This is a genomic window from Candidatus Clostridium radicumherbarum, from assembly GCF_045310525.1.
GTDB lineage: Bacteria > Bacillota > Clostridia > Clostridiales > Clostridiaceae > Clostridium_AT > Clostridium_AT radicumherbarum.
Genome location: NZ_JBJHZY010000001.1, coordinates 646,958 through 664,971 on the forward strand (window position 1 = coordinate 646,958; position 18,014 = coordinate 664,971).

At 34.6% G+C, this 18,014-nt stretch carries 15 protein-coding genes; all 15 read left to right on the forward strand.

What is annotated here, in order from left to right; genetic code table 11:
- The first annotated feature begins 36 nt into the window (after nt 1-36).
- The 15 genes from ygfK to hydA all read left to right on the forward strand — a co-directional run bounded on the left by ygfK (nt 37) and on the right by hydA (nt 18,013).
- Entirely contained in the window at nt 37-3,054 is a 3,018-nt protein-coding gene (ygfK, locus tag ACJDUH_RS03115) for a putative selenate reductase subunit YgfK (RefSeq protein ID WP_406763690.1), read from the forward strand.
- 53 nt (nt 3,055-3,107) lie between these two features.
- Nucleotides 3,108-4,436, forward strand: a complete 1,329-nt coding sequence (ssnA, locus tag ACJDUH_RS03120; protein ID WP_406763691.1) for a putative aminohydrolase SsnA — start codon at nt 3,108-3,110, stop codon at nt 4,434-4,436.
- A 225-nt stretch (nt 4,437-4,661) separates the two neighbouring features.
- Nucleotides 4,662-5,249, forward strand: coding sequence for a TetR/AcrR family transcriptional regulator (locus ACJDUH_RS03125; protein ID WP_406763692.1), 588 nt, complete (start codon nt 4,662-4,664; stop codon nt 5,247-5,249).
- A 15-nt stretch (nt 5,250-5,264) separates the two neighbouring features.
- The gene (gene yqeC / locus ACJDUH_RS03130; RefSeq protein ID WP_406763693.1) at nt 5,265-6,017 is read left to right on the forward strand and encodes a selenium cofactor biosynthesis protein YqeC; all 753 of its coding nucleotides are present in this window, start codon (nt 5,265-5,267) and stop codon (nt 6,015-6,017) included.
- A 46-nt stretch (nt 6,018-6,063) separates the two neighbouring features.
- Nucleotides 6,064-6,867: a selenium-dependent molybdenum cofactor biosynthesis protein YqeB gene (gene yqeB / locus ACJDUH_RS03135; RefSeq protein ID WP_406763694.1), complete on the forward strand. Its 804-nt coding sequence runs from the start codon at nt 6,064-6,066 to the stop codon at nt 6,865-6,867.
- Between the two features lie 9 nt (nt 6,868-6,876).
- Nucleotides 6,877-7,686: an XdhC family protein gene (locus ACJDUH_RS03140; protein ID WP_406763695.1), complete on the forward strand. Its 810-nt coding sequence runs from the start codon at nt 6,877-6,879 to the stop codon at nt 7,684-7,686.
- Between the two features lies 1 nt (nt 7,687).
- Complete coding sequence (locus tag ACJDUH_RS03145; protein ID WP_406763696.1) at nt 7,688-8,179, forward strand: MogA/MoaB family molybdenum cofactor biosynthesis protein; 492 nt, start codon at nt 7,688-7,690, stop codon at nt 8,177-8,179.
- A 55-nt stretch (nt 8,180-8,234) separates the two neighbouring features.
- The gene (locus tag ACJDUH_RS03150) at nt 8,235-9,203 is read left to right on the forward strand and encodes a molybdopterin-binding protein (RefSeq protein WP_406763697.1); all 969 of its coding nucleotides are present in this window, start codon (nt 8,235-8,237) and stop codon (nt 9,201-9,203) included.
- A gap of 93 nt (nt 9,204-9,296) precedes the next feature.
- Complete coding sequence (gene moaC / locus ACJDUH_RS03155; protein ID WP_406763698.1) at nt 9,297-9,785, forward strand: cyclic pyranopterin monophosphate synthase MoaC; 489 nt, start codon at nt 9,297-9,299, stop codon at nt 9,783-9,785.
- Between the two features lie 16 nt (nt 9,786-9,801).
- A complete protein-coding gene (gene moaA, locus ACJDUH_RS03160) occupies nt 9,802-10,770 on the forward strand; it encodes a GTP 3',8-cyclase MoaA (protein WP_406765007.1) in 969 nt (322 codons plus the stop codon).
- Nucleotides 10,771-10,985: 215 nt separating this feature from the next.
- Nucleotides 10,986-12,308, forward strand: a complete 1,323-nt coding sequence (locus ACJDUH_RS03165; protein WP_406763699.1) for a YgeY family selenium metabolism-linked hydrolase — start codon at nt 10,986-10,988, stop codon at nt 12,306-12,308.
- A gap of 93 nt (nt 12,309-12,401) precedes the next feature.
- Entirely contained in the window at nt 12,402-13,640 is a 1,239-nt protein-coding gene (thrC, locus tag ACJDUH_RS03170; protein WP_406763700.1) for a threonine synthase, read from the forward strand.
- A 62-nt stretch (nt 13,641-13,702) separates the two neighbouring features.
- Nucleotides 13,703-14,653, forward strand: a complete 951-nt coding sequence (arcC, locus tag ACJDUH_RS03175) for a carbamate kinase (RefSeq protein ID WP_406763701.1) — start codon at nt 13,703-13,705, stop codon at nt 14,651-14,653.
- A gap of 34 nt (nt 14,654-14,687) precedes the next feature.
- Nucleotides 14,688-16,175, forward strand: a complete 1,488-nt coding sequence (locus tag ACJDUH_RS03180) for a pyridoxal-phosphate dependent enzyme (RefSeq protein WP_406763702.1) — start codon at nt 14,688-14,690, stop codon at nt 16,173-16,175.
- Between the two features lie 449 nt (nt 16,176-16,624).
- A complete protein-coding gene (hydA, locus tag ACJDUH_RS03185; protein ID WP_406763703.1) occupies nt 16,625-18,013 on the forward strand; it encodes a dihydropyrimidinase in 1,389 nt (462 codons plus the stop codon).
- The last annotated feature ends 1 nt before the right edge of the window (nt 18,014 follow it).

The following is an 18,014-nucleotide window of genomic DNA, read 5'->3' on the forward strand; positions in this document are numbered from 1 at the left end:
TTTTAAATTAATCCAAATAAAACAAGGAGGTAAATTATGAGCGATAGAATGAGACCGATTTCATTTGCTAAAATGATTAATTGGGTTACAGATGAATTAAAGAGTTCAGAAACAATTTTCGGAATTCATAAAGATAAATTTTATAAAAATAAAACCGGTACCTTTATAAAGCTTTTTGGTGAAAAATTAGCTTCTCCAATTGGACCTGCTGCAGGACCAAATTCTCAGCTTACACAAAACATAGTTGCGTCTTACTTAACCGGTTCACGCTTCATAGAACTAAAGACAGTACAAATTTTAGACGGAGAGGATTTGCCAGTAGCAAAGCCTTGTATACTAGCTGAGGATGAATGCTACAATGTAGAGTGGTCTACTGAATTAAGAGTGCCTGAAGCCTTTGATGAATATGTTAAGGCTTGGTTTATAATTCACCTATTAATGAAGGAACTTAATATAAGTGAAAGAAAAGATTTCATGTTTAACATGAGCGTAGGCTATGATTTAGAAGGTATTAAGTCTCCAAAAATTGATGCCTATATAGAAGGAATGCGTAATGCTGTAAGTACTGAGATATGGAAGGAATGTATGGAAGTACTTTCTTCTAACTTAAATAAATTTAATAATTTTACAAAAGAAGATTTAGAAGGCATTTCACCAGTAATATGTCCATCTATTACGCTTTCAACCCTGCATGGATGTCCTCCAGCTGAAATTGAAAGAATTGCCAACTATTTACTAAAAGAAAAAAATCTTCATACCTTTATAAAAATGAACCCAACACTCCTTGGAGAAAAGTTTGTTAGAGATACCTTTGATGCTATGGGGTATGATTATATAACCTTAAATGGTCATCACTTTGTACATGATCTGCAGTATAATGATGCAATTGAAATGTTAAAGAGATTAAAGGTTACTGCAAAAGAGCTTGGCCTTGAAATAGGAGTAAAGCTCACAAATACTTTACCAACAAAAATAACTAATAAAGAGCTGCCTGGAGAAGAAATGTATATGTCAGGACGTTCTCTATTCCCTCTTTCTATTACTCTAGCTAGTAAATTAGCAAAGGATTTCGACGGGGATTTACAGATTTCTTACTCTGGGGGAGCTGATTTCTTTAATATAGAGAAGATCCTTAATACTGGAATTCAGCCAATTACCTTTGCAACAACTATATTAAAGCCAGGTGGATATGAAAGAATAACTCAAATGACTAAGAAATTAGAATCACTTTTAAAGGGTGAATTTAAAGGAATAGATGTCAAGGAACTTGAAGCTTTAGCAAAGGATGCTGTTATTAATAAGTATCATAAAAAAGAGCTAAGACCTGTAGGAAGCAGAAAGCTTGCTTCAAAGCTGCCAGTTTTTGATTGTGCTATAGCACCATGTACTATAGGATGCCCAATAAATCAGCAAATCCCAGAATATATAGCCTTAGTTGGTGCTAAAAAATACGATGAAGCCTTTAATGTAATTGCAAAAGATAATACTTCACCTGCTATTACAGGTACTATTTGCGATCATAAATGCCAATTTAAATGTACAAGACTTGATTATGATGAATCAGTTCTAATTAGAGACATGAAAAAAATAGCTGTTTTAAATGCAGAGGATAATTTTATAGAAAATATTAAAATAGCTGACCTTAAGAGTGGTAAGAAAGCAGTAGTTATAGGTGCCGGTGCAGCTGGTCTTGCAGCAGCTCTTTTCCTGAGAAGAAATGGGTTGGATGTAACTGTAAAGGAAAAAAGAGAAAAGCCTTATGGAATAGTAGAATATGTAATTCCAGAGTTTAGAATTCCTTCAGACATGATTAAAAAAGATTTTGAACTTGTTAAAAAACAAGGAGTGAAGTTTGAGTTTGGAGCATCTGAGAACTTTAATGTAGAAGAATTAAAGAAGGAATACGACTATGTTATTTTAGCAACTGGAGCTTCTAAGAGAGGGCAATTAAAATTAGAGGAAGGCACAGAAAAGTCAATTAATGCAATAGATTTTCTAGAAAACTACAAGGCTAATAAGGGAAGTGTATCCTTAGGAAAGCATGTTTGCGTTATTGGTGGTGGAGATGTAGCAATGGATTCTTCTCGTGCAGCAAGTAGAGCACCAGGAGTTGAAAGTGTTACCATCGTTTATAGAAGAACTAAGAAGTTTATGCCAGCGGATATAGAAGAACTTGAACTAGCAGCAAAAGATGGAGTTATATTTAAGGAACTTTTATCACCAAAAGCTTTAAAGGATGGTAAATTAATCTGTGATGTAATGGCACTTGGAGAAAGAGATGCCTCCGGTAGAAGAAGCTCAGTTAAAACTGGAGAAACTGTTATATTAGATGCTGATACAGTTATATTTGCAGTTGGTGAACAGGTAGATAGTGATGTGCTTACAAATAACAAAATAGAATTAGACAATAAAGGACATGCAAAGGTTAACTCCTCCTGCGAAACAAATATCAGTAATGTATATGTTATTGGAGATATGAAAAAAGGTCCAGCAACAGTAGTAAAGGCCATAGCTGATGGTAAAGCAGCAGCAAAAGCTATTCTTTCAAAAGAAGGCCTAAGTAATGACTTTGATGATAAGAATGTAGAATTAAGTGAAAAATCTCTTTATGAAAAGAAGGGTATATTAAAAGATCCCGCTCATGATGAAAAAGAATCAGAAAGATGTCTTGCTTGCAATCACATTTGCGAACTTTGCATAGATGTTTGCCCAAATAGAGCGAATATGCTTATAAAGGTTGATAGCAATTTTGAATCTGTGCATCAAATTCTACATTTAGATGGAATGTGTAATGAATGTGGAAACTGTGGTGTTTTCTGTCCTCATAACGGAAATCCTTATAAGGATAAGGTTACCTTATTTTGGTCAGAAGAAGATTTTAAGGACAGCACAAATATAGGTTTCTTAGTACTAGACAAAGCAACTGGCAGCTGCATTGTAAGAACAGAAGATAGAGCAATAGCTCATTACAGCTTTGCAGATGAAACTGAAGTATCAAAGAAGATGGCTTCAATGATTAAGAGTGTAATTAATAATTACAGCTTTATACTATAAGATTATTTTTTATATAAGGTTATGTAATTAATCATTTAAGGGGAGGGAAAGATATGCTGCTTATTGGAAACGGAAAGGTTATAACTAGAGATAACAGTAGACCAATAATAGACAACGGCTGCGTTGCTATTGATGGAAAGAAAATTATAGAAGTAGGAAAGACAAAAGATCTTAAAGAAAAATATACTTCAGCTCGCTTTATTGATGCTAAAGGTAAACTTATTATGCCAGGCTTCATAAATGCTCACATGCATTATTACAGTACCTTTGCTAGAGGCATGGCAAATGATAGCCCAGCTGCTAAAAATTTTGTAGATATATTAAAAGGACTTTGGTGGAGGCTGGATAAAGTATTAACTTTAGATGACGTATATTACAGTGCAGCCGTTCCTATGATTGACCAAATTAAAAATGGTGTTACTACAGCAATTGATCATCATGCCAGCCCTTTTGCAATAAAAGAAAGCTTATTTAAAATTGCAGAAGCAGCAGAGACTTTTGGTATTAGAAGCAACCTTTGTTATGAAACCTCTGATAGAGATGGAGAAAAGATTTCAGAGGAAGGAATTGCGGAAAATGTAGAATTTATTAAGTACTGTAACAAGAAAAATGATGATATGATGAAGGCTACATTTGGGCTTCATGCTTCCATGACAATTTCAGATAAAACCCTAGATAGATGTTTATCTGAAATAAATGGCCTAAATACAGGCTTCCATGTACATTGTGCAGAAGGAATTCAGGATGTAGAGGATTCAAAGGCAAAGTATGGTAAGGGCGTTATAGAAAGATGGTACGATAGAGGTGTGCTTTCAAATAAAACTATAGCAGTTCACTGTATACACATTTCAGAAAAAGAAATGGATATGCTTAAGGAAAAAGATACAATGGTAGTTCATAATCCTGAATCAAATATGGGCAATGCAGTTGGAGCTTCTCCTATACTAGAAATGCATAAGAAAGGAATTTTATTAGGACTAGGAACTGACGCCTATACTAATGATATGATGGAATCCTACAAGGTTGCCAATATAATTCACAAGCACGTGAAGGGAGACTCTACTGTGGCTTGGGGTGAGGTTCCTGATATGCTTTTCAATAGTAACAGAAAAATAGTTGAGAGATTTATAGATGGTAAAGTGGGAATACTACAAGAAGGTGCATTGGCAGATGTAATAGTGGTGGATTATAACCCACCAACACCAATAAATGAAAATAATATAAATGGTCATTTATTATTCGGTATAACTGGAAAGAATGTTGATACTACAATAATAAATGGCAAGGTGCTTATGGAAGATAGAAAGCTTGTTAATATAGACGAAGAAAGAATAATGGCAAAAAGCCGTGAATTAGCTGCTAAAGTTTGGGAGAGATTCTAGACTTTACACTATGTCAAAGCTTGTTTGCTACAATATTCTGAATTGACTAATAAAGTCTTATGATGTATTATTTTATTAGAATATTTAAGCTCTCTGGTAAGTTTAATCACAGTCAAAATTTGCAAGTCTTGACTGTGATTAAATTAAAATTAATACATTTAAAGCATCATCACTGAATAATAAATACAATTACAGAAACTTAAATTTCTGAGGAAAGAGGCTTATATGTCTAAAGATATAGAAAGAAAAATTCTTGATGCTACCTTAGAGACAATTGCAAGGGAAAAAATAAGCGGAACAAGAATGCATTTAATTGCTGAAGAAGCTAATATGAGTCAATCTAATCTACATTATTATTTTCCAACAAAGAACGATTTGATTATTGCACTTATGGATGATCTGCAAAAAAGATTTTCAAGTAAAAGAACTGAATCCATTGATGTGAAGAATAAATCCTTAAATGAAAACATTCATGGAATACTTGAAGAAAAGAAAGATGATATTTTAAATAATAAAAAAGTAGATTATGCTCAATTTGATTTTTGGGTGCAAGGTACTGTGAATCCAGAAATACGAGTTAAATTTCAAAAGACCTTTGAAGAGTGGCGTCAAAATATAAAGGAAGTTTTAAAACACAACAAGGTTCCATCAAATATAGATTCTAAGAACGCTGAAATGCTTCCTTTTATAATTGTATCCTTAATGATGGGAGCATCTATGCAGTATCTCATTGATGAAGGCAAATTTGATTTGGATGAATATTTTTTGGCCTGTGAAAAGCTAGTATTAGACTTTCTAGAAAACATGGCTTAAGGCATGGTGGCTTAAATGAAATTAAGTAAGCTATTAGATATAAAAGTAAATTCTGTTATATCTATTGTTGGAGCTGGGGGTAAAAGTACTTTAATGTACACCTTAGCTCAGGAATTAAGACAAGATTATAAGTGCCTGATTACAACTACAACTAAAATATACCTTCCATATAAAGAGCAATTTGATTATATGGCAGTAGGAATTGAAGAATTTAATAGATTAAAACATAATCCTAATAAGGGGATTTATGTTTATGGAAGTTCAATTAATGATGAAAATAAACTTATTGGAGTAAATCCAGCTGAGTTAGAAATAGATGTACCTAATTTTCAATATTTATTAATAGAAGCAGATGGTTCTAAAAGAAAGTCAATTAAGGGTTGGAATAACACTGAGCCAGTGGTGCTTAACACAACTACCAATACAATTGGAGTAATAAGTATTGAAGCTATAGGAAATAAAATAAATGAAGTTAACGTATTTCGAGTTAAGGAATTTTTAAATATTACCAATGCAGCTGAAAACGATACTATTACTGAAGCTAATATTGTTTCATTAATATTTCATAAATATGGATTATTTAAAAACTCTACAGGTGAAAAAATTTTATTCATAAATAAAGTGGAAAATGAAGAGCAGTGGAAAACAGCCGAAAAACTCATAGATAGAATTCTTAGGGAAAATATGAAACACTTAATAATAGATAAAATTATAGTTGGAAGCTTGTTAGAAAAAAAGTACAAAATATTTAGTAACTATATAAAATAACAAAATTAAAAGAAACATTCTAAACAGTTAAGGTGATGAGTAGGGTATGATTAAGGACTGTGTAATAGTAAGAGGCGGCGGAGACATAGCAACTGGAACTATTCAAAAACTTTATAGAAGCGGGTTTAACGTACTTATTTTAGAAACTAAGAATCCAACTTCTATAAGAAGGACTGTATGCTTTAGCGAAGCTGTTTATGATGGACAATCTACCGTCGAAGGAATAAAAGCTGTTCTTGTTCAAAGCCAGGAGGAAATCTTTAAGGCTTGGGAAAATAGATTTATTCCATTGGTAGTTGATGAAAAAGGGATATATATCGATATAATTAGGCCTGAAATTGTGGTGGATGCAATACTTGCTAAGAAAAATTTAGGAACCAATAGAGCAATGGCTCCTACAACAATTGCATTAGGACCAGGGTTTTATGCTGGTAAAGATGTAGACGTTGTAATAGAAACCATGAGAGGACATAACCTAGGAAGACTGATTTTTGAAGGCCCGGCTATAGAAAATACAGGAATACCTGGAGAAATTGGTGGGCATTCCAAGGAAAGGGTAATTCACAGTAAAGATACAGGAATAATTAAAAACATTAAAACTATTGGTAATGTAGTTAAGGCTAATGAAACTATAGCATATATAGGTGAAACAGAGGTAAAGGCCACCATTGATGGGGTACTAAGGGGTCTTATCAGAGAGGGAAGTTATGTAAATAATGGCTTAAAAATAGCCGACATAGACCCTAGACTTGCTGAACTTGATAATTACAATACAATTTCTGATAAAGCAAGAAACATTGGCGGTGGAGTATTAGAGGCAATATTACTTCTTAAAAATCAGAAGCTTTAGGAGGTTAAGATGGAAGAAAAAATACTATTAGAGATTTATGAGAGTCTTAAAAGGGCAGAAGCTGTTGCAATGGCAGTAATTACTAATGATAACGGTTCAACTCCAAGAGGGAATGGTTCTATTATGGCTATTTGGAAGGATGGCAGAACCTTAGGTTCCATTGGCGGAGGGAAAGTTGAATTTCTAGTTACTGAAAATGCCATAGAATGTATTGAAAAGAAACAAGATTTTAATTTTGAATATAAGCTTAATGATCAAGGTGGACTAGGTATGAAATGCGGTGGAGAAGTTAAAGGCTATATTAGAGTATTTGCTCCAAAGGCTAAGCTTCTAATTGCGGGAGCAGGACATATTTCTGAAAAATTAAATAAAATAGCAAAAGAACTTGATTTTTATACAGTTATTATAGATGACAGAAAAGAATATGCCAATAAAGAGAGATTTCAGGAAGCCGATGAGATAATAGTAGGGGATATAGGTAAAGCTGTTGAAGAATATAGCATTGATAATAATACCTATGTAGTAATAGTTACAAGTGGTTATTCTCAGGATAAGAGTGCATTAAAGGCTTCTGTTTTAAGAGATACAGCCTATATAGGTATGATAGGCAGTACAATGAAGATTAAAACTGTTATGAAAGAGCTATTGGAAGAAGGACTCCCTGAGGAGAGGCTTAAAAGAGTATATGCTCCAATGGGCCTAGATGTATCTTCAAATTTACCAGGAGAAATTGCATTAGGCATTTTAAGTGAAATATTGTTAATGAAAAATAATGGTTCATTAAGTCATAGAAGAGATCTAAAGAAAGTGTGGGATTAATATGTTCACTGTAGGAATAATTACTGCAAGTGATAAGGGCTCTAAAGGCGAAAGAGAAGATATAAGTGGTAAGGTTATTAAGGAATATGTTGAAAAACTTAATTACAAGGTTGTAAGATATGTTGTTTTACCTGATAATCAGGAAGAACTCGAGAGTGAAATGAAATATATGGCCGATGAACTTAATATTAATCTAATTCTTACAACAGGGGGTACAGGCTTTAGCTTAAGAGATGTTACACCTGAAGCTACAAAAAATGTTATCACAAGAGAAGCAAATGGTATTGCAGAAGCTATTAGATATTATAGCCTTCAAATAACACCAAGGGCAATGCTTTCTAGAGCTGTTTCTGGTATAAGAGGACAAAGCTTAATTGTAAATATGCCAGGAAGCCCAAAGGCAGTTAAAGAAGCCTTAGAGTTCATACTTCAAACTGTAGAACATGGACTAGAAATACTTTTAGGAAAAGCGTCCGAATGTGCAAGAAAGTAATTTCAATAAGTAAGGCTCATATAGAGTATTTTAAACAACATGGAGGCATGAACTTATGAAAATTATAGAGGTTCAAGATGCTGTAGGATCAGTTCTTTGCCATGATATAACTAGAATAGTTCCAGGAGAGTTTAAGGGAGTAGCCTTTAAAAAAGGCCATATAGTTAAAGATGAAGACATTCCTGTACTTTTATCTCTTGGTAAGGAACATCTATATGTGTGGGAGGAAAATGAAGGATTGCTGCATGAAAATGAAGCAGCTGAAAGACTAAGGGATTTAACAGCTGGGGAAAATCTTTATTTCGGTGACATAAAAGAGGGAAAAATAGAGTTCTTTGCTTCTTGCAATGGGCTCTTGAAAATAGATATTGAAAACTTACTTAAATTAAACTCCTTAGGGGAAATAATATTATCTACAATCTTTAATAATACTGTAGTGAAAAAAGGTGCCAAGGTGGCTGCTACTAAGATAGTACCACTTACTATTGAAAAGGAAAAAATAGAAAAAGCTGAAGAGATTATTAAAAATAAAATAGTTAAGGTTATACCGATTTATAGTAAAAAGGTTGCAATTGTCACTACGGGAAGTGAAGTATATAAAGGAAGAATTAAAGATGCTTTTGGGCCTGCTCTAAATGAGAAGTTAATGGAATACGGCTGTGAGGTTTTAGGTCAAAGCATTCTTCCAGATGATTTAAATGAAATTGAGGCAGCCATAAACCTATGGATTGATAAAGGTGCAGAAATGGTGCTCTGTACTGGAGGTATGTCTGTAGATGCAGATGATTTAACACCTAAGGCAATTAAAGGTACTGGATCCAAGCTCATAACCTATGGAACTCCGGTACTTCCTGGTGCAATGCTGCTCTTAGCATACAAAGAAAATATTCCTATACTTGGACTTCCGGGGGCTGTTATATATTCTAAAAAGACTGTTTTTGATTTGCTGCTGCCAAGGCTGCTTGCTAATGAAAAGCTTGATTACATGGATATAGCCGCTTATGGACATGGCGGACTCTTATAAACTGAAATAACTGTTTTAGTTAGCAGCTTAACCTAGGAGCTGAGCAATAGATAATTGCTTTGTGCATAATAAGAAGTATAAGGTGGTATAAAAATGGAAAACGTTTTAAGCCATATAGATGAAAACGGAAAAGTAAAAATGGTAGATGTAAGTGATAAAGATGAGACAAATAGAACTGCCATAGCCTGCGGCAAAGTAAAAATGAAAAAAAGTACATTACAATTAATTATAGATGGAAATGTGGAAAAGGGTGACGTACTGGCAGCAGCTAGAATTGCTGGAATAATGGGTAGTAAAAGGACTTCGGAATTAATTCCAATGTGCCACCCTTTAATGATAAATAGCTGCAGTGTAAACTTTAATATAGATGACAAGGAAAATGCCATTTTAATTGAAGCCACCGCTAAAACTACTGGTAAAACCGGAGTGGAAATGGAAGCCTTAACAGCAGTATCTATTGCTGCACTTACTGTTTATGATATGTGCAAAGCCGTAGATAAGGCCATGATAATAGAAGACATCCACTTATTAAAAAAAACAGGCGGGAAAAGCGGAGACTTTAGTTTTAATAATAATCTGTAAGGGGGAGAGCATCATAATTGATAAATGGGGTAGACAAATTGATTACTTAAGAATTTCAGTTACAGACAGATGTAATTTAAGATGTACCTACTGCATGCCAAAAGACGGAATTAAATGTACCCCAAAAGAGGAATTGTTAACATTTGAAGAAATATTCAGGATATCTAAAATTGCTTCTGAAATTGGCATTTCTAAAATTAGAATTACTGGAGGAGAACCTCTTGTAAGGGAAGGCATAATAGATTTTATAGGTAAGCTAAAGTCCTTACCTAAAATAAAGGAAGTATGTATCACAACAAATGGTATCTATTTGGAAGAATATCTTGAGGATTTAATAGCTGCAGGTTTAGATAGGGTAAATATAAGTCTTGACACTATGAAAGAAGATGTATTTAAAGCTATTACTATAAATGGTGATTTGAAAAAGGTTTTAAGAGGTATCGAAAAAAGTCTGGATAAGGGCTTAAAGGTTAAGCTTAATACTGTTATAATACCTGGGCTCAATGACTCAGAAATAATGGACTTCGTAAAACTAACAGAAGAGAAGCCTTTGGATGTAAGATTTATAGAACTGATGCCTATTGGTGAAGGGAAAAAATATGCCTCCATTAAATCAGATGAAATACGGGATATAATAGCTCAAAATAGGAAACTGATACCATGCGGTTTCCATAATAAACTGGATGGCCCGGCAGCTTACTATAAAACAGAAAAAGCCATAGGCAGAATTGGTTTCATAAGTGCAATGAGTCATTCTTTCTGTGAGGAATGTAACAGAATAAGACTTACCTCTCAAGGATTTTTTAAGCAGTGTTTGTTCTTAAATTCTGGAAAGGACCTTAAAAAGCTAATTCGAAATGGAATTACTGAGGTCGAATTAAAAACTATCATGGAAGACATTATCATGAGAAAGCCGCTTAATCATGATTTAATTGACGATAACGTTACTAATGATTCAAAATTTATGAACGAGATCGGAGGTTAATAATAAAGTAAAATTCAAGTAATTATTTAATATATTCTTTAAGGGGGTGATGCAATAAAAGAACAATAAGATTGTTATAAATAAGCTAAATTAAATAACTTAGAAAACCAAATAATCAAAATGATATTATTACTAATTAATTTTGTCATTTTGATAAAAAAAGCAACAGATTTGATTGATTAGTTAGTATAATAATAAAATTGGAGGATTTAAAAATGGCACTAAATATGAACAATAAGGAAATTTTAAAAGCAGCTGAAAGCTACAAACCAGCCATGACAAAATTTTTGAGAGACTTAATAGCAATTCCAGGGGAAAGCTGCGGAGAAGAAGGAGTTATAAAAAGAATTGAAGCTGAAATGAAGGCACTTGGCTTCGACAAAGTTGTTATCGATCCACAGGGAAATGTTCTTGGTTACATGGGAACTGGAGAAACTTTAATTGGATTTGATGCTCACATAGATACTGTAGGTATTGGAAACAGAGCTAATTGGAACTTTGACCCATATGAAGGTTATGAAAATGATATAGAAATAGGTGGAAGAGGAGGATCTGATCAGTTAGGCGGAATAGTTTCATCTGTATACGGTGCTAAAATAATGAAAGACTTAAATCTTTTAAGTGATAAATATACAGCATTAGTAGTAGGATCCGTTCAAGAAGAGGACTGTGATGGTAACTGCTGGTTATATATAATCAATGAAGATAAGGTAAGACCTGAATTTGTTGTAAGTACAGAGCCAACTGACGGAGGTATCTACAGAGGACACAGAGGAAGAATGGAAATCCGTGTTGATGTTAAGGGAGTTTCCTGTCACGGTTCAGCTCCTGAAAGAGGAGACAACGCAATCTACAAAATGGCTGAAATATTACAAAATGTAAGAGACCTTAATACAAATGATGCAGCTGATGCAACTGAAATAAAGGGCCTCGTAAAAATGTTAGATGAAAAGTACAACCCTCAGTATAAAGAAGCTAGATTCTTAGGAAGAGGAACATGTGCAACCTCAGAAATATTCTTTACTTCACCTAGCCGATGCGCAGTAGCTGACTCTTGCTCAATTTCAATAGACCGTCGTATGACAGCAGGGGAAACTTGGGAAAGCTGCTTAGATGAAATTCGTGCACTTCCAGCTGTTAAGAAATACGGTGCAACAGTAAGTATGTACGAATATGAAAGACCAAGCTGGACTGGACTTTCATACCCACAAGAGTGCTACTTCCCAACATGGGTTATTCCTGAAGATCATTCTGTAGTAAAGGCAATGGAAGAAGCTTATAAGGGAATGTATGGAACTACAAGAAGCGGTGCTCCTGCTCAGGATGAAATGAGAAAAGCTCGTCCACTTACTGACAAATGGACATTTTCAACAAATGGTGTTGCTATAATGGGACGTAACGGAATACCATGTATAGGTTTTGGACCTGGTGCAGAAGCTCAGGCACATGCTCCAAATGAAATAACTTGGAAAGAAGACCTAGTTAAATGTGCTGCTGTATACGCTGCACTGCCAACTATTTACACTGCAAATAAGTAATTAAGCATGTGGCACGGTGACGTTTCTTGCGGCACAAATGTGGCACAGGGACGTTTCTCGCCGTTCATAAATATTTAAAAAGGAGGTAAGCAAGTGGAAAAAATTAAACATCTTAAATGTTCAAAATGTGGGGCTACCTTTGGGGAAGAGGTTATGTATCACTGCCCACATTGTGGAACTGAAGGTACACTTGATGTTGTTTTCGATATACCTAAAGTGAAGAAAACCTTAACTAGAGAATATCTTAGAGACAATAAGGATCCTAATGTTTGGAGATATCTGCCTATACTCCCTCTGGAAGGATTAACTGGTGCTGCTCCGTTGCAAATAGGTTCCACACCCTTATATAAGTCTAAAAGATTGGAAGAATTATTAAATATAAAAAATGTGTATGTTAAAGATGAAGGTAGAAATCCTACTGCATCCTTTAAGGATAGGGCATCAGCAATTGGTGTTGCTAAGGCTATTGAGCTTAAAAAAGATGTAATTTGTGCAGCTTCAACTGGAAATGCAGCTTCTTCTGTTTCAGGCTTCGCAGCATGCATGGGTATTGAAAACTATATATTTGTTCCTAAGACCATACCAGAAGGAAAGCTTGCTCAGCTATTAGTATTTGGAAGCAAGGTAATACTTGTTGATGGAGACTATGATACAGCTTTTGATTTTTGCCTAAAGGCAGTAGACTATTTTGGTTGGTACAATAGAAGCTGTGCTATTAATCCTTATTTAGTTGATGGTAAAAAGACTGCTGCTTTTGAAATCTGTGAACAATTGGATTTTAAGGTACCAGATAAGGTAATAATGTCAGTAGGCGACGGCTGCTCTATCTCCGGAGTTTGGAAGGGCTTTAAAGAGTTTTATGAACTAGGAATCATAGACAAGCTTCCTGTAATGGTTTCCGTACAGGCTGAGGGCTCTAATCCAGTAAATAGAACCTATAGAAGAAATTCAAGGGAATTTGATTACATTCCACCAGTTACTATTGCAGACAGCATTTCTGTAGGTATACCAAGAAACGGCTATAAGGCATTAAATGCCCTAAAGGAAAGCAATGGAATAACTGTTGATGTTAGTGATGCTGAAATATTAAATGCTATGACAACTCTTGCAAGACACACAGGTGTATTTGGAGAACCAGCTGGAGTAACAGCATTTGCAGGATTATTGAAGCTAGCAAAAGAAGGCGTAATAGGAAAGGATGAAAGCGTAGCTTTTGTTGTTTCTGGAAGCGGCTTAAAGGATGTAAGATCAGCACAAAAGGCTGTAAGTAGACCTGAGGAAATAAAACCAGATTTAGAGGTACTAATAAATTACTTAAATAAGCAGAAGTAAAAGATGGATGTTAAAGCCCTAAATGGGCTTTAACGGGCAGTTTATGAATGGAGGAATTTAAAATGGGAAAATCAAAGTTAGTTGTTGCTCTAGGCGGAAATGCGCTGCAAGAAGCAGGAACTCCTGCAACAGCTGAAGCACAATTAGAAGTAGTAAAAAAGACTTCAGAATACATCGCTGAATTAAGCTGCAGAGGCTACGAGCTAGCAGTAGTTCACGGAAACGGACCTCAAGTTGGAAGAATAGTACTTGCTTCTGAAGCTGCAGCAAATGTTACACCAGCAATGCCTTTTGATGTTTGTGGTGCAATGAGTCAGGGTTACATTGGCTATCATATTCAGCAAGGCTTAAGAGAAGCCTTAGCTAAAAGAAACAAAAAGGTTCCTGTTGTAACTCTTGTAACACAGGTAGTTGTTGATAAAAATGATTCAGCCTTCAATAATCCAACTAAGCCAATAGGAGCTTTCTACAGTGAGGAAGAAGCTAGAAAACTTGAAGCTGAAAAAGGTTATATAATGAAGGAAGATGCTGGAAGAGGCTGGAGAAGAGTAGTTGCTTCACCAATGCCTAAGAGAATAGTTGAACTTCAATCTGTTAAAGAATTATGGGATACAACTATTTGTGTAACTGCTGGCGGCGGCGGTATTCCAGTTATAGAAAAAGAAGATGGCTCCTTAGAGGGTGTTGCTGCTGTAATTGATAAAGATCTTGCTGCTGAAAGATTAGCTGAAGACGTTGATGCAGACGTGCTTATGATATTAACAGAGGTTGAAAAGGTATCTCTTAACTTTAAGAAGCCTAACCAATTAGACCTTGCACATATTACAGTAAAGGAAGCAGAAAAGTACATTGAAGAAGGACACTTTGCACCTGGTTCAATGCTTCCTAAAGTAAAAGCTGCTGTTATGTTTGCTAAGGCAAATTCAAAGCATAAGGCAATAATAACTTCACTTTACAATGCAGTGGATGCCTTAGAAGGTAAGACTGGAACAGTTATAACTTTAGATAAATAATAATATTTATTAAATATAAAGGGGTGTTTTTTAAGTGCATAACTTAATAGATTTAAAAATCAATGAGGAACAACTTAATAAAACCGTAGAAAGTATTAAAGAAAGGAATATTGTTATTCCTACTTTAGCACAAATGAAGGATCCTAATAAGATACCTGAAAAAGTAAAAGAAAAATTAAAGGATACTGGATTAATGGATATCGATCCTATTAATTTGTTTAGAATATCCTGGAAGAATGAGCCTGTAAAAGAAGGTGGACTCTACAACGAACTGCCAAACTATGTTGAAATTCCTTCTGAAATAACAGGAGTAAAGGCAAGAATTTTTGCAATGGCTGGTAAGTTCTTCCCTATTGGGGCACATAAAGTTGGAGCAAGCTTTGCTTGTTTAGTACCTAGACTTGTAACTGGCCAATTTGATCCAAAGTATCATGAAGCAGTATGGCCTTCAACAGGCAACTACTGCCGCGGCGGCGCGTACAATTCAACCTTACTAGGATGTAAATCCATAGCTATATTACCTGAAAACATGAGTAAGGAACGTTTTGAATGGCTTAGCAAGGTAGCTGGTGAGGTTATAGCAACTCCAGGTTGCGAAAGCAATGTAAAAGAAATATATGACAAGACTTGGGAACTTAGAAGAACTAGAGATAATGTAGTTATATTCAATCAATTTGGAGAATTAGGAAATCACTTATGGCATTATGAAGTAACAGGTAATGCCATGAACGAAATATTCAAGGCTGAAGCTGGTCCAAATGGCAAGGTAGCAGGTGTATGCTTAACTTCTGGTTCTGGCGGAACTTTAGGAAGTGCTGATTTCATTAAGGATCAGTATCCAAATGCTAAATTTGCAGTTGGAGAAGCACTACAATGTCCAACACTTCTTAGCAACGGCTTTGGAGATCATAGAATAGAAGGAATAGGCGATAAGCATGTTCCATGGATTCACAATGTTAGAAATACAGATATGGTTATTGCAATCGATGATAACGATGCGTTAGGCATGTTCAGATTATTTAATGAGCCAGCTGGACAAGAATACCTAAGAAAGCTTGGTATTTCTGAAGAAGTTATTGAAAAGCTAACATGGGTTGGAATCTCAGGTGCAGCTAATATTATTTCCTGTATTAAGTTTGCAAAATACTATGAGCTAACAGAAAATGATATGGTAATGACAGTTCTTACTGACTCTGCTGAAATGTACAAGTCCAGACTTGAAGAAATGGAAGCAGAAAGAGGCAGAAAGTATGAAATGCTTGATGCAGCTATAGATCATAATAAAAATGTTCTAGGAGTAAGAATAGACAGTATGGAAGAACTTACTTATCAAAGTAAAAAGCGTATTCATAATCTTAAGTATTATACTTGGATTGAGCAGCAGATGTATGATTTGGATGAATTAAATGCTCAGTGGTATGACTATGACAATTATTGGGGGAAGCTTCATACAATGGGACCAGAATTAGATAAGCTTATTGAAGAATTTAATGAAAAAACAGGACTCACAAAAGATCTTTAAAATGCGGCACAGGAAGGTTTCTCCTACCGCACATAATTAATAATTTAATTAAAATAAAAATGTAATAAATGATAAATGATAAATGATAAATGATAAACTAATTACCAATTAACAATTAACAATTAACAATAACAATAACAATCAATAATGAAGAATGAAGGATGAAGAATGAGCAATGGCCATTTAGCCAAAGTAACAATTCTTCCTTCATCATTCATTGTTGATCCTTCATGATTTATTCTTATTAGAACAAAATGTGGAGCATATAACTCTAGCAATTTATCATCATGAATCATTTATAATAAGTGGATTATCATATTTTCAATGTAATTATTGTATCTATAATTGTATTGAAAATATGATAAATTAATATATTTTGCATATTGCATCCAAGGTCAAGCTTTATTAATAAAACAACTTATTAATAGGAATTAGGAGGAGTGTATTTAATGGGTATGGTAATTAAAGGCGGTATAATTGTAACAGCGTCGGATATCTATGAAGCGGATATAAGAATTGAAGGAGAAAAGATTGTTTCCATAGGTACTAATCTTGAAAATCAAGGTGACGAGATTTTAAATGCAAAGGGCAGTATTATTATACCAGGTGGTATAGATACTCATACTCATTTTGATTTAGATGTAGGTGTAGTAACGGCAGATAACTTCCTAAGTGGTACTAAAGCAGCATTAATGGGAGGAACTACAACTATATTGGACTATGCTTGCCAAAATAAAGGACAAACCTTAAAAGAAGCACTTAGGGATGAACATAAAAAAGCTGACAACCTTTGCTACTGCGATTATGGAATTCATATGGGTATTACTGATTGGAATGAAAAGGTTTCAAATGAAATGAAAGATATGATTAAAGAAGGAGTTACTTCTTTTAAGTTATATATGGCTTATAAAAAGACTCTACAGGTTGAAGACGGAGTTATATTTAAAGCCTTAAAGAGATGCAAAGAAGTAAATGGACTTATAGGCTTCCACTGTGAAAATGGGGATGTTATTGAAAACTTAGTAAATGAAGCTATTGAGTCAGGTAATACTAGTCCATATTTTCATGCTGCTACAAGACCAGCATTAGTTGAAAATGAAGCTATTACTAGAGTACTTCAGCTTGCAGAACTTGCTGATGCTCCTGTATATGTTGTTCATTTGAGCACTGGAGAAGGACTTAAAACAATTATGGAAGCAAAGAAGAGAGGAGTAAAGGTATATACGGAAACATGCCCTCAATATTTATTACTAGATGATTCATTATATGGTGAGAAAAATAGCGCAAGCTTTGAGGGTGCAAAATATGTAATGTCTCCTCCTCTTAGAAAAAAAGAGGATCAACAAGTTCTATGGAATGGAATTATGTCTCATGAAATTTTAACTATAGGGACAGATCACTGCTCCTTTAATTTTAAAGGACAAAAGGATTTAGGAAAAGATAACTTCAGTAAAATTCCAAATGGCGGACCTGGAGTTGAAAATAGAATGGCTCTTATGTACACCTATGGAGTTATGGAAGATAAAATAAACTTAAATGAAATGGTAGCATTAACTTCCACCAATGCAGCAAAGATATTTGGTTTGTTTCCACAGAAGGGAACCATTGCAGTTGGCTCCGACGCTGACCTAGTAATATGGGAGCCAAATTATAGAACAACAATCACGGCAGCGAAGCAGACTCAAAATGTAGACTATAATCCTTATGAGGGCTTTAAGCAAATGGGAAGGCCTCTACACGTGTTTTTAAGAGGAACTAAGGTGGTTTCTAATGGCAAGTTTAACATGGAGAAACCTGCAGGTAAATATCTATATAGAAAGACATTCATTGGGAGGTAAT

Excerpts from the sequence above, each read along its gene's own strand:
- ygfK (WP_406763690.1), top strand. The coding sequence starts at position 37 with ATGAGCGATAGAATGAGACCGATTTCATTTGCTAAAATGATTAATTGG.
- ssnA (WP_406763691.1), top strand. The coding sequence starts at position 3,108 with ATGCTGCTTATTGGAAACGGAAAGGTTATAACTAGAGATAACAGTAGA.
- ACJDUH_RS03125 (WP_406763692.1), top strand. The coding sequence starts at position 4,662 with ATGTCTAAAGATATAGAAAGAAAAATTCTTGATGCTACCTTAGAGACA.
- yqeC (WP_406763693.1), top strand. The coding sequence starts at position 5,265 with ATGAAATTAAGTAAGCTATTAGATATAAAAGTAAATTCTGTTATATCT.
- yqeB (WP_406763694.1), top strand. The coding sequence starts at position 6,064 with ATGATTAAGGACTGTGTAATAGTAAGAGGCGGCGGAGACATAGCAACT.
- ACJDUH_RS03140 (WP_406763695.1), top strand. The coding sequence starts at position 6,877 with ATGGAAGAAAAAATACTATTAGAGATTTATGAGAGTCTTAAAAGGGCA.
- ACJDUH_RS03145 (WP_406763696.1), top strand. The coding sequence starts at position 7,688 with ATGTTCACTGTAGGAATAATTACTGCAAGTGATAAGGGCTCTAAAGGC.
- ACJDUH_RS03150 (WP_406763697.1), top strand. The coding sequence starts at position 8,235 with ATGAAAATTATAGAGGTTCAAGATGCTGTAGGATCAGTTCTTTGCCAT.
- moaC (WP_406763698.1), top strand. The coding sequence starts at position 9,297 with ATGGAAAACGTTTTAAGCCATATAGATGAAAACGGAAAAGTAAAAATG.
- ACJDUH_RS03165 (WP_406763699.1), top strand. The coding sequence starts at position 10,986 with ATGGCACTAAATATGAACAATAAGGAAATTTTAAAAGCAGCTGAAAGC.
- arcC (WP_406763701.1), top strand. The coding sequence starts at position 13,703 with ATGGGAAAATCAAAGTTAGTTGTTGCTCTAGGCGGAAATGCGCTGCAA.
- hydA (WP_406763703.1), top strand. The coding sequence starts at position 16,625 with ATGGGTATGGTAATTAAAGGCGGTATAATTGTAACAGCGTCGGATATC.